At 71.7% G+C, this 12,084-nt stretch carries 12 protein-coding genes; 7 read left to right on the forward strand and 5 right to left on the reverse strand.

The window, feature by feature from the left end:
* Positions 1-36: 36 nt before the first annotated feature.
* Positions 37-2,154: an MMPL family transporter gene (locus ACFWRV_RS00080; RefSeq protein ID WP_384326235.1), complete on the reverse strand. Its 2,118-nt coding sequence runs from the start codon at positions 2,152-2,154 to the stop codon at positions 37-39.
* A 245-nt stretch (positions 2,155-2,399) separates the two neighbouring features.
* Between ACFWRV_RS00080 and ACFWRV_RS00085 the strand changes: the two genes are divergently transcribed.
* Entirely contained in the window at positions 2,400-3,668 is a 1,269-nt protein-coding gene (locus ACFWRV_RS00085; protein WP_384326236.1) for a sensor histidine kinase, read from the forward strand.
* Entirely contained in the window at positions 3,653-4,300 is a 648-nt protein-coding gene (locus tag ACFWRV_RS00090) for a response regulator transcription factor (RefSeq protein ID WP_030806149.1), read from the forward strand. The genes ACFWRV_RS00085 and ACFWRV_RS00090 overlap by 16 nt, the downstream gene beginning before the upstream one ends.
* Before the next feature lie 87 nt (positions 4,301-4,387).
* On the opposite strand, the gene ACFWRV_RS00095 is transcribed toward ACFWRV_RS00090, so the two are convergent.
* Positions 4,388-4,882, reverse strand: a complete 495-nt coding sequence (locus ACFWRV_RS00095) for a MarR family winged helix-turn-helix transcriptional regulator (protein WP_384326239.1) — start codon at positions 4,880-4,882, stop codon at positions 4,388-4,390.
* A 32-nt stretch (positions 4,883-4,914) separates the two neighbouring features.
* Here ACFWRV_RS00095 and ACFWRV_RS00100 point away from each other — a divergent pair, with 32 nt between their 5' ends.
* The gene (locus tag ACFWRV_RS00100) at positions 4,915-5,457 is read left to right on the forward strand and encodes a carboxymuconolactone decarboxylase family protein (RefSeq protein WP_384326241.1); all 543 of its coding nucleotides are present in this window, start codon (positions 4,915-4,917) and stop codon (positions 5,455-5,457) included.
* 121 nt (positions 5,458-5,578) lie between these two features.
* Complete coding sequence (locus ACFWRV_RS00105; RefSeq protein ID WP_384326243.1) at positions 5,579-7,123, forward strand: DUF1996 domain-containing protein; 1,545 nt, start codon at positions 5,579-5,581, stop codon at positions 7,121-7,123.
* Positions 7,124-7,156: 33 nt separating this feature from the next.
* Here ACFWRV_RS00105 and ACFWRV_RS00110 read toward each other — a convergent pair whose 3' ends face one another.
* Entirely contained in the window at positions 7,157-7,645 is a 489-nt protein-coding gene (locus ACFWRV_RS00110; protein ID WP_384326244.1) for a hypothetical protein, read from the reverse strand.
* A gap of 27 nt (positions 7,646-7,672) precedes the next feature.
* Positions 7,673-8,425 (reverse strand): class I SAM-dependent methyltransferase, encoded by a 753-nt coding sequence (locus ACFWRV_RS00115; RefSeq protein WP_384326246.1) that lies wholly within the window; start codon positions 8,423-8,425, stop codon positions 7,673-7,675.
* A 92-nt stretch (positions 8,426-8,517) separates the two neighbouring features.
* Here ACFWRV_RS00115 and ACFWRV_RS00120 point away from each other — a divergent pair, with 92 nt between their 5' ends.
* Genes ACFWRV_RS00120 through ACFWRV_RS00130 form a run of 3 tightly spaced genes read left to right on the forward strand, consistent with a single transcriptional unit; the run spans position 8,518 to position 11,272 of the window.
* The gene (locus ACFWRV_RS00120) at positions 8,518-9,423 is read left to right on the forward strand and encodes a metal-dependent hydrolase (RefSeq protein WP_384326248.1); all 906 of its coding nucleotides are present in this window, start codon (positions 8,518-8,520) and stop codon (positions 9,421-9,423) included.
* A 3-nt stretch (positions 9,424-9,426) separates the two neighbouring features.
* Positions 9,427-10,509 carry a PDR/VanB family oxidoreductase gene (locus ACFWRV_RS00125; RefSeq protein ID WP_384326250.1) on the forward strand — a complete coding sequence of 361 codons (1,083 nt, stop codon included), beginning with the start codon at positions 9,427-9,429 and terminating at the stop codon, positions 10,507-10,509.
* A gap of 34 nt (positions 10,510-10,543) precedes the next feature.
* Entirely contained in the window at positions 10,544-11,272 is a 729-nt protein-coding gene (locus ACFWRV_RS00130) for a TetR/AcrR family transcriptional regulator (protein ID WP_384326252.1), read from the forward strand.
* A gap of 3 nt (positions 11,273-11,275) precedes the next feature.
* On the opposite strand, the gene ACFWRV_RS00135 is transcribed toward ACFWRV_RS00130, so the two are convergent.
* The gene (locus tag ACFWRV_RS00135; RefSeq protein ID WP_384326253.1) at positions 11,276-11,980 is read right to left on the reverse strand and encodes a DUF2470 domain-containing protein; all 705 of its coding nucleotides are present in this window, start codon (positions 11,978-11,980) and stop codon (positions 11,276-11,278) included.
* Between the last annotated feature and the right edge of the window lie 104 nt (positions 11,981-12,084).

Consider the following 12,084-nt stretch of genomic DNA (forward strand, 5'->3'; position numbering starts at 1 on the left):
TTCCTCCTCACCGTGGTCCGGGGCCGCTCGGGCGTCTCAGGCCCGTACGGTGTCGCGCTCGGGCTCGGCCGGTTCGTCGCCCTCCAGGCTCGGCAGCCTCGAAAGACCGCGCGGGGTACGCCAGTTGCGCTCGCCCAGCAGCAGCATCACGGAGGGCAGCAGCACCATCCGTACGACGGTGGCGTCCAGCAGCACGGCGACGGCGAGGCCGACGCCCATCTGCTGCATGTCCTGCATGGAAAGCGTCCCGAACACCGCGAACACCGCGACCATGATGGCCGCCGCCCCCGTTACCGCCCCGGCCGTGCGGCGGATACCGGTCTCGATGGCGGACCGGTTGTCCAGGCCGCCGCCGCGCGCCTCGCGGATCCGGGAGACGACGAAGACGTGGTAGTCCATGGAGAGGCCGAACAGGACGACGAGGACGAACAGCGGCATCCAAGCCTCGATCGCGCCGACCCCCTCCGAACCGATGAGCGACGCCCCCCAGCCGTGCTGGAAGACGGCGGTCATCACGCCGTAGGAGGCGGCCACGGAGAGCAGGTTGAGGACGATGGACGTCACGGCGATGACGTGACTGCGGAAGCAGAACAGCATCAGCAGGAACGTGACCGCTGTGATGAAGGCGAAGACCGGGACGATGCCGCGCCGCAGTTGGTCGTTGAAGTCGACCGATCCGGCGGTCTCCCCCGTGACGTGGGTCTGCGCACCGGTGCCGTCGAACGCGGCGGGCAGGCTCCTCTCGCGCAGTTCGGTGAGGTCGGCCTCGCCGCCCGGGAGCGGGATCTCGATCTCGGCGACGTTCTTGTCCCGGTGCACGGTGACGTCCTCGAAGCCGTCGAGGGCCTTGCCGACCTCCGGGGCCGTGATGTCGGGCGCGGTGACGACGACGAGGGCCGGGGCGGGGCCGCCGGGGAAGCTGTCGGTGATCCGGCTGTGGGCGATCGAGAGCTGCGCGTCGGAGCCGAACTGCTTCTCCAGGCCCAGGGACTCGGTCTTCATGCCGAGGGCGGGCGCGGCGAGGGCGAGCAGCAGCACGACGGCGGCGACGGCGAAGGTGCGGGGCCGGGCGAGGACGGGGCCCAGCAGCCGGCCGGTGATGCGGCCGCTGCCCGAGTGGCCGTGGTTGGCACGGCGGTTCAGCAGCGGGATGCGGCCGGCGTCGATGCGGTCGCCGAGCCAGGAGAGCAGGGCGGGCAGGACGGTGACCGAGCCGAGCATGGCGATGAACACGACGATGATCGTGGCGAGCGCGAAGCCCTTGAACAGCAGGAGCCCGGAGAGGAACATGCCGCCCATGGCGACCATCACGGTGAGGCCGGAGACGAGGACGGCCCGGCCGCTGGTGGCCGCCGCGATGCGCAGGGCGGTCTCGGCGTCGCGTCCGGCGGCGCGCTCGTCGCGTTCGCGGCGCAGGTAGAAGAGGCAGTAGTCGACGCCGACGGCGAAGCCCATCAGGAACATCACCGAGTACGTCGTCTGGAACAGGTGCAGTTGGTGGCTGGCGATCGACAGGAGGCCGAAGGCGGCCATGCACGCGGTGAGGGCGAGCCCGACCGGGAGCAGGGCGGCGACGATCGCGCCGAAGGCGACGACGAGGATGCCGAGGGCCAGCGGTACGGCGGTGAACTCGGCCTTCTTGAAGTCCTCGGCCAGCAGGTCGCCGAGCCACTTGCCCGCGCTGGCCTCGCCGAACTGGTGGATCTCGACGGCCGGGTGGTCGTCCCCCACGGCGGCGACCGCGTCCAGGACGGGCTGGATCCGGTCGGGCGAGGTGGCGGCGTCGCCCTTCATCTCGAAGGCGACCAGACCGTCCCTGCCGTCCTTCGAGGCGACGGGCGGGGCGATGTTCCGCGTCTCGCCGGTCTCCCGTACGGCGGTGGCGAGGGCGTCGGCGGCCGGCTTCCAGTCTCCGGCGGCGGGGGCGGAGACCATGACCAGTTCGCCCGCGGGCTTGTCGAGTCCGGCGTCCAGGAGGATCTGCTCGGCGCGGGCGGACTCGCCCGCGCCGTTCTCCGCGTTGGTCATCTCGACCATGCCGGTGGCCCCGCCGATGCCCGTGGCGAGGACGACGAAGAGCAGCCAGCCGAGAACGGCCGTCTTGCGGTGGTGTGTGCTCCACACGCCGATGCGTGCGGCGAGGTTGCGCCTCATGTGGTCTCTCCCCCGGAGGTAAGCGTCAGGTAAGTGGATCGGGACGCTTCGAATCTAGGAATCGGGGCCGGTCCGCCCCAGCCGTCGAAGCCCCCGGTCGCGGAGGGGTAGGGGGCGGACGCGGGGGTGGTGCCAGGTACACCCCCTCCGGGTGGCGGACCGGCTGACGCGGCGGGGCCGGCCCGGGCGAGACTGGCATCCGGACCGGGGATCGGCCCGGCTCCGGTGAGGGGAGAAGGATCGCGATGAAGGTGTTCTCGGGGCGGCTGCGGCCGTCGATGGTGGCGGCGGGGCGGGGGCTGTTCCTGTCCGTGGTCGGACTGGCGGTGTCCATCACCCTGTTCGTGCTCGCGGTGGTCTCGATCTCCTTCATCCTGCTGGGCATCGGGGTGTTCACCACCCCGGTGGTGCTGGAGGCTGTCCGCAAGCACGCCAACCAGCGCCGGCTGTGGGCGGTCACCTGGTCGGACGTGCGGATACCGGTCCCGTACCGGCCCTTCCCCAAGGACCTGCGGCCGGGCGTCACCGGTCAGGTGGAGCGGACCTCGTTGATGCTGAAGGACCCGGCGACCTGGCGGGACCTGCAGTGGCTGCTGGTCGACATGACGGCGGGCACGTTCGTCGCGATCCTGGCGGCGGCCCTGATGATCTACCCGGTGGAGGGGCTGGTCCTGGCGGCGGGCCTGTGGCGGGTGTTCCGGGACAATCCGTACTGGTACGGGTTCGTCCCGGTGGACAGCCAGGCGACGGCCCTCGCGGCCCTGGCCCTGGGCATCGTGCTCTTCCACATTGGGCTGTGGGCGAGCAGGCCGCTGCTGCGCCTGCACTTCGTGCTCGCCCGCAAGGTGCTGGCGCCCACCCAGGACCAGGAGCTGGCCCAGCGCGTCGAGCGGCTGACCGAAACCCGGCACGAGGCCGTGGACACCGCCGCCTCCGAGCTGCGCCGCATCGAGCGGGACCTGCACGACGGGGCGCAGGCCCGGCTGGTCGCGATGGGCATGAATCTGGGCACGATCGAGGCGCTGATCGAGAAGGACCCGGCGCAGGCGAAGAAGATGCTGGCGATGGCCCGGGAGTCGTCGGCGGAGGCGCTGACCGAACTGCGCGACCTGGTCCGCGGCATCCATCCGCCGGTCCTCGCGGAGCGGGGCCTCGGCGACGCGGTCAAGGCGCTGGCCCTGCGGCTGCCGGTCGCCTCCGAGGTGACGGTGGAGCTGCCGGGGCGGGCGGAGGCCCCGGTGGAGTCGGCGGCGTACTTCGCGGTGAGCGAGGCCCTGACGAACACGGTGAAGCACGCGGAGGCGACGCGGATCTACGTGGACCTGCACCACGCGGAGGGGATGCTCCGGATCTCCGTGACGGACGACGGCAGGGGCGGCGCGGTCATCGGATCGGGGTCCGGGCTGAGCGGAATCGAACGGCGACTGGGTACATTCGACGGCGTACTGGCCGTCAGCAGCCCCGCGGGCGGTCCCACCATGGTGACCATGGAGATTCCTTGCGAGTTGTCCTAGCCGAAGATCTCTTCCTGTTGCGCGACGGCCTGGTGCGCATGCTGGAGGCGTACGACTTCGAGATCGCCGCGGCTGTGGAGACCGGGCCCGAACTGACCAAAGCACTCGCGGAGTTGGAGCCGGACGTCGCCGTCGTCGACGTCCGGCTCCCGCCGTCCCACACGGACGAGGGCCTCCAGTGTGCCCTGGCCGCCCGCCGGGCCCGGCCGGGGCTTCCGGTGCTGGTGCTCTCGCAGCACGTGGAGCAGCTGTACGCGCGGGAGTTGCTCGCGGACGGCAACGGCGGTATCGGCTATCTGCTGAAGGACCGGGTCTTCGACGCGGACCAGTTCATCGACGCGGTACGGCGGGTGGCGGCAGGCGGCACGGCGATGGACCCCCAGGTCATCTCGCAGCTGCTGTCGCGCCGTTCGCAGGACAAGCCGATGGGCGGACTCACGCCGCGCGAGCGGGAGGTGATGGAGCTGGTGGCCCAGGGCCGCTCGAACGCCGCCATCGCCGCGCAGCTGGTGATCACGGAGCGGGCGGTGGCCAAGCACACGTCGAACATCTTCGGGAAGCTCGACCTGCCACCGTCGGACGACGACAACCGCCGGGTGCTGGCGGTGCTGGCCTATCTGGACCACGGCTGAGTCTTGGTCCGCGGCCGGGGCCTCCGACCGTCCTGTACGCGGCCGGGGCCGCCGACCGTCTTGTACGGCCGGGGCCTCCGGCTTCGCTCAGCCGGTGAACCACCCCGCCGCGTCCAGCCGGAACGCGCCGCCCGGGGCCATTGTGCGCAGGTCCCGCTCCAGGGCGGTCAGCCGCTCCTCGCCTAGCGTCCGGGCCCATTCCGCCCGCAGCCGGTCGAAGCCCTCGGCGGACCGGGCCAGCAGGTCGACGCCGTGCGGGGTGAGGCGGATCAGGGTGCGCCGGCCGTCGGCGGGGTCCGGGGCGCGCTCCACGTAACCGAGGGCCTCCAGCTTCTCCACGGTCTTCCCCGCGGCCTGCTTGGAGACCCCGAGGCGTCGCCCGATCTCGCCGATGGCCGCGCCGTCGCGCCCCACCGCCTGGAGGGCGAAGCCGTACGCGGGGCGGGTCTCGGGGTGCCCGTGCTCGGCCAGGTCCCGGTGCAGGGCGTCGATGATCGAGCGGAAGCCGGCGAAGAGGAGCAGCGGCAGCTCAAAGCCGTTGCGGGACTCGACAACCTGGTTTACCTTTTTTTCGTCAACCATGTTGTCGATCCTATCGCTGTGAGAGGTTTGCCATGCCCTTTGCCGATCTCACCCCTGAGACCGCTCCGCCCGCATCCCGGCGCGCCATGGAGGCGGTGACGGAGCGGCTGGGCCACCTGCCCGCCGCAGTCGCCCGGCTCGCCGCCTCGCCCCACGCGGTGGACGGCTTCCTGAAGATCAGTGCGGTCTTCGAGGCCTGCACGCTGGACCCGCTCTCCCGCGAGGTCCTGATCATGACGGTGGCCACCCGCAACGACTGCCATGTCTGCGTCGCGATGCACACCGCGAAGCTGACCGCCCTGGGGGCCGACCCGGCGCTGATCGCCGCCCTGCGCGACCGCACGGAACCCCCGCTGCCGGACGAACGACTGGAGGCCCTACGGCGGTTCACCCTGGAGGTGCTTGCCTCGGCGGGCGCGGTGGAGGACGCGGTCCTGCGGGACTTCCTGGCGTACGGCTACACCGAGCAAAACGCCCTCGAAGTGGTCCTGGGCATCGGCGCGTACACGCTGTCGACCCTGGCCAACCGGCTCACCGGAGCACCGGTGGACGCCCCCTTGGCCGCCTTCGCCTGAGAGGCGGGCCTTCGCGCCGCCTTCCGGCTGGAGCTTCCCACGAATCGACCGGGGAGCTGAACGGGCCGGGCACCCCGCCCGTATGGGACGTCACGCTTCTCCCTCGAAGCAGAGGAGTCCCATGCGACGCACATCGCGCAAGAAACGTTCCACGCTGGCCAACCGGGCCATCGCCGCCTCCGCAGCCCTGATCCTGGGGGGAGGTGGGCTGGTCGCGGTCAATGTCTACGCCTCCGCGGGAGAAGGACCGTCCGGTTCTCCGCCCACCCGGACGCAGAACGCCGGCAGCCGGCTGTCCACCATCGACTGTCCCGAAGCCGTCAACGGGCTGCCCGAGGTGCCGGATCAGGCACGCGGGGAGGTCGACCGCGAACTCGCGGCGATGGATTCCCAGATCACCGACGCCTACCAGCAGTTCGCGGACCGGAAGGAGCAGATAGCCCAGGATCCCGGGCTGGCGGAGAACGCCGTGCTCGGCCCGTTGCGCAGCAAGCGGACGGCCAGCCTCGACCGGATCGGCATCGCGATCGGGCGCGTGGGCGAGCGGCCGGCGGGGCTGGAGAGCCTCGCCGGGTGCAGCCTGCGCGCCGACGACAGCAGCCCCGGAAACGGCAACGGCGAAGGCGATAGCGGTAACGGCGGCGGCGGTGACGGCGGTCAGGACGACGGCCAGGGCCAGGACCAGGGCCAGAACGAAGGGCAGGGCCAGAACGAGGGCCAGGGCCAGGATCCCGGGCAGGACCCGGGCCAGGGAGAGGATCCCGGGCAGGGCCAGGGCGGCAACGGGCCCGAGCCCGCCGATTTCGTCGATATCCAGTCCGTCCAGCCAGGCGTCGACCGGCCCCGCCAGCGCCGCGGCGCGTCCCGGGGCACCTTCACCACCGACTGCGGCCGTAATGAGAACGGGAAGTTCAACCCGGACAACGTCATCGTCGCGCCCGGCGTGAGCAACGGCGCGCACCATATGCACGATTACATCGGCAACCAGGCCAACGACGCCTTCGCGAGCGACGACGATCTGGCGAACGGCGCGACCACCTGCCGCAACCAGGGCGACCGGTCGACCTACTACTGGCCGGTCCTGCGCCTGCAGAACGGGCAGGACGAGGACGACGTGGACGCCGACGGCGGCGGCCGGGACCAGAACATCGGCGAGATCCAGACCCCCTCCCAGGTGACGCTGAAGTTCGTCGGCTCGCCCGTCAGCAGGGTCACCGCGATGCCACGCTTCCTGCGGATCATCACGGGGGACGCGAAGGCGTTCACCAACGGTGACGCCAATGCCAACGCCTCGTGGAGCTGCACCGGATTCGAGGACCGCCAGTTGACGGACAAGTACCCGATCTGCCCCGAGGGCAGTCAGGTGGTGCGCACGTTCGCCTTCCAGAACTGCTGGGACGGGCAGAACGCCGACAGCGCCAACCACCGCACCCATGTGGCGTTCGCCCAGGACGACGGGCGGTGCCCGAACGGGTTCCGGGCGGTGCCCCAACTGGTGCAGCGCATCGTCTACGACGTTCCGCCGGGGCCCGGCTTCGCCGTGGACTCGTTCCCCGAGCAGTTGCACAAGCCGATCACCGATCACGGTGACTTCATCAACGTCTTCGACGAACGGCTGATGAACAAGATGGTGCGGTGCATCAACGACGGCCGCCGCTGCCGCTGACGCGGCGCGTGCGGCCCCCGTGAACCTGCGCGGTCAGCTCTTGTGGTGACCGGAGTGCCCGTCCTCGCTCCCCCCTCCGCCACTGTCCCCCGAGTGGTGAGGCGAGGCGGTCTCCACCGTCCCCCCGAGCCGGCCGCGCAGCGCCGCGACCACGTCCGGTTCGCCGACGGCCACCCACTGCCGTCCGACGAGGTACGAGCCGCCGTAGTCCTTGGCCTCGTTGATCCATTCCCGCTGCCCGCGGTCGGTGGCGAAGGTGGTCAGTACGTAACGACCCTCATCCGTCCTGCAGTTCGCCTGTCGGAGCTCGGCCGCGTCGGTCTGCACGTTCGGGTCGCAGCCGGCCTTCTTCGCCAGCTGCTCCAGCGTGCCCGTCGCGGCCGGCTTCGGCGTGGGCGGCTGCTGCCCCCTGCCGTCGTCGGCCGGTTCCGTACTGCACCCGGCCAGGAGCAGAAATCCCGCCAGGAGCACCGCAGTTGCCCCGCCGCGCCGTGCGTCTCGCCATTCCGGTTCTGTCACCATCGGCCCATCCTGCACCCGGATTCGGGCTCACGGGTGGGCTACGGCAAGACTCACGAGATAGGCCTCCTCGACCTCTCCGTCCGGGAACAGGGCGCTCAGCACGGCCCGTTCGCGGTCGAAGTAGGCGCGGACCTCGGCCGGGTCGCCGATCAGGAAGTCGGAGTGGGTGGCCAGGTTGGCGATATGGGCGTCGATCGGTACGCGGCGGCTCCACGCCACCTGCCGGGTGCGGAAGTCGAGCCCGTCGGGCAGCGCGGCCCGGAAGCGGGCCCGGTGGGACGGGACGGCGGGGATCTCCACCCCGAAGAAGACCCGCATCCGGTTCTCCTGCTCCACCAGCCATTCCACGGCCGGGTCGCCGTCGTTCCACCACAGGGCGAGCGCCCCGCCCGGCCGCAGCACCCGGCGGGCCTCGGGGATCGAGCGGGCCGGGTCGGTCCAGTGCCATGCCTGGGCGTACGTGATCAGGTCCATCGACCCGGTCCGCAGCGGCAGGTTGTTCCCGTCGCCCCGGACCAGGGGAACGTCCGGCAGGCTCCGGCGGAACTGCTCGGCCATCCCGTCGCCCGGCTCCACCGCCGTGATCCGGGCCCCGCGCTCGTACAGCCGGGCGGTGCCGAGCCCGGTGCCCGCGCCGACGTCCGCGACGCGGGCACCCGCGAGCGGGACTCCGGCCAGCTCCTCGACGGCGTCGAACAGGGCGGGCGGGTACGAGGGACGGTGCGCGTCGTAAGCGGCGGCGATCGCGTCGAACGAGCGGGCCTGCACAGGTTTCGTCATACAGACAATCATCGCGCGGGGCATCGCGGAGCCGCACGGAAAATCTCCGCACGCCTCTGGCCCGCCCGCATACCCGTCAGTACATTGACACCATGTCTAACACGCAGCCAGCGGCGGTCGCGTCGGAGCGGACGCCCCTCAAGGCCCGCAAGGTGTCCTTCGCCTGGGACAAGACCCCCCTGCACTGGGTGCCGGGCGACCCGTTCACCACGCACACCATCAACGTGCTCCATCTGCTGCTCCCGGCCGGAGAGCGCTGGTTCATCCACGTGTACCGGCAGGTCCTCCCGTACATCCACGACGACCAACTCCGCGAGGACGTCATCGGGTTCATCGGGCAGGAGGCCGTGCACTCGCAGGCGCACGACGATGTGCTGCCGCATCTGCGGGAGTTGGGGCTCGACCCGACCCCGTACACCGCGCAGGTCGACTGGTTCTTCGAGAAGCTGCTCGGGGACCGGACCCTGCCGCCGGGGCGCGCGTCGAAGTGGTGGCTGATGGAGCGGGTGGCGACGATCGCCGCCATCGAGCACTACACCGCGTTCCTCGGCGACTGGATCCTCAACGCCGAGGCGCTGGACCGGCGGGGCGCGGACCCGACCATGCTCGACCTGCTGCGCTGGCACGGGGCGGAGGAGGTGGAGCACCGGTCGGTGGCCTTCGACGTCTTCCTGCATGTGGACGGCGGCTACCGGCGGCGCGTGCGCACCTGGGCGGCGGCGTTCTCCGCGCTGGTGTTCCTGTGGCAGCGCGGCACCCGCTTCTTCATGGAGAACGACCCCACGCTGCTGGACGGCAAGGCCTCCTTCAAGGCGTTCCACGCGAGCGGGAAGCAGGGCACGCTGCCGAGCACGGGATCGATCCTGCGGTCCGTCCCGAGCTATCTCAGCCGGTCCTACCACCCTTCGCAGGAGGGCAGTACGGCCCAGGCCGTCGACTATCTGACCCGCTCCCCCGCCGCCCTCGCCGCCGAGGCCGAGACAGCGAAGGGTGCCTGACCCATGGCCCTGCCCCGTCTCCGTACCGTCGTGCTGGTCTCCGGCGCCGCCCTGCTCACCCGGCGCGCCCTGAAACGCCGGATCGCCCGGTCCCCGCTGTGGCCGCTGCCCGCCCTGCCCGAGCCGGTATCGGGCCACTCGAAGCGGCGCGCGACGGCGGTCCGCAAGCTGCTGATCACCGGGCGGACCGTGGTCGCCGACGGGGTCGTGCAACTCCGGCTGGAGGGCGCCGGCCTGCCGGGCTGGGAGCCCGGGGCCCATCTGGACCTGGTGCTGCCGTCCGGCCTGGTGCGGCAGTACTCGCTGTGCGGCGACCCGGAGGACACCGGGGCCTACACGGTGGCGACCCGGCTGGTGGAGGACGGCCGGGGCGGTTCGCGGGAGGTGCACGAGCAGCTCCAGGAGGGCCTGGAGGTCGAGGTGCGCGGGCCGCGCAACCGCTTCCCGCTGACCGAGGCACCGGGTTACGTCTTCGTCGTCGGCGGCATCGGGATCACCCCCGTCCTGCCGATGCTGCGGTCGCTGGCCGCGTCGGGGGCCGACTGGCGGCTGGTCTACGGGGGCCGGTCGCGGGCGTCGATGCCGTTCCTGGAGGAGATCGAGAAGCTCGGCGCGGACGGGGACCGGGTCACGGTCGTCGCCCAGGACGAGGCGGGTCACCCGGACATCGCGGCGGCGCTGGGCGGTCTCGCCCCGGGGTCGGCGGTCTACTGCTGCGGCCCCGAGCCGCTGATGGACGCCGTCGCCGCCGCGCTCCCGGCCGGACACCCCCTGCACCTGGAGCGGTTCTCGGCCGCTTCGGGGGACGCGGCGGGTTCCGGTTCCGGGCCGTTCGAGCTGGAGTTGCGGCGCAGCGGGCGTACCGTGCCGGTCGCGGCCGGGCAGTCGGTGCTGGCCGCCGTCCGCGCCGAGCTGCCCCATGTGGCGTACTCCTGCGAGCAGGGGTTCTGCGGGACCTGCCAGCAGCGGGTCCTGGCGGGCGAGATCGACCACCGGGACGAACTGCTCACCGACGACGAGCGGGGCGACTCGATGCTGATCTGCGTCTCGCGGTGCCGGGGCGAACGTCTCGTCCTGGACCTCTAGGTCCTGTGCGTCCGCCCCCGGATAGGCTGTTGGCATGACGACCGGGGTGCGGCGCAGGATGGGCGTCGACGAGCGCAGACAGCAACTGATCGGCGTCGCGCTGGACTTGTTCAGCCGCCGCTCGCCCGAGGACGTGTCGATCGACGAGATCGCCGCCGCCGCGGGGATCTCCCGTCCACTGGTGTACCACTACTTCCCCGGCAAGCAGAGCCTGTACGAGGCGGCGCTGCGGCGGGCCGCCGACGAGCTGGCGGCCCGCTTCCTGGAGCCCCTGGAGGGGCCTCTGGGGGCGCGGCTGCTGCGGGTGATGGGGCGGTTCTTCGACTTCGTCGACGAGCACGGCCCCGGCTTCTCGGCGCTGATGCGCGGCGGGCCCGCCGTCGGTTCCTCGACGGCGAACGCCATGATCGACGGGGTGCGGCAGGCCGCGTACGAGCAGATCATCACGCACCTCGGGGTGAGTGAACCGCCCGCCCGGCTGGAGCTGGTGGTCCGCTCCTGGGTCTCGCTCGCCGAGTCGACGGCGCTGATCTGGCTGGACGGGCGGCGCATCCCGCGCGCCGAGCTGGAGAAGCAGCTGGTGCACGACTTCGCGGCGCTCGCCGCCGTCAGCGCCGCGTACGACCAGGAGATGGCGGGCATCGTGCTGCGGGTGCTGTCCCAGGAGCCGGCGGACGGCCCGTTCGGGGAGCTGCTGGCCCGGCTCTCCGCGTTCGCCCCGGATGCGCCGGGCGTGCCCGCGCAGCGCCTGCCGGAGCAGTAGGACTCAGGCGGGCAGCCCGTTGCGGTGGGAGACCCGGCGGGCGGCGGCCAGCAGGGCGTGGATCTGCGGGCCCGCCTGGTCGATCTCGGTGACCGCGCGGGGGAACGGCAGCCGTACATCCTCGTGGGCGCTCGGGTATTCGAGCCGCAGAGTCACCCCGAAGCGGTCCATCGCCAGCGGCACGGCCCGGGTCATGCCGCGCTCCGGGCGGGGGTGGACGAGGCGCAGGAGCAGGGGCACGAGTTCGGCGTGGTCGTCCACCAGGTGGGTGAGCATGCCCGCCTCGCACGCGGCGATCGGGTCGGTCTCCGCCTCCTCCAGCTCCTCCAGCGTGATGAAGGTGCGCCCCTCGGCGTCCTCCAGGACGGCCTGCCCGAACTCCATGCAGGTGCTCTGCTCGGTGTCGGTGCTGTACGGGGCGGCCAGCAGCCCGGTGACCGTGACGCGGGCGCGCAGCCGGTCGCGTACGGGGGTGGGGGCGATGTCCGTGAACTCCAGGCGGGCCGGGACGCGTTCGGCGCTGGGGGCGTGGTCGCCGTCGTTCGGGGCGTGGAGGTGGATGTGGCCCATCGCGCCCGTGCCGTCGAGGCGGCGGACTTCGGTGTGCAGGCCGTCGCTGACCACGGTCATGGAGTGGGCGACGGTCAGGATCGACCGGACGCGCTCGGCGCGGGTCGGCTGCGTGGCGCGGGGGCGGGAAAGACGCATCCGAGGTCTCCAGGGAGGGTCAGCGGAACCCAAGCGGTTACTTAGGTATGCCTAACCTTACCCACATGACCCGGGTGCGGGTAGTCCGGGGATGCCACCGGCGC

It is taken from the genome of Streptomyces sp. NPDC058576 (assembly GCF_042718715.1).
Classification (GTDB): Bacteria; Actinomycetota; Actinomycetes; order Streptomycetales; family Streptomycetaceae; genus Streptomyces.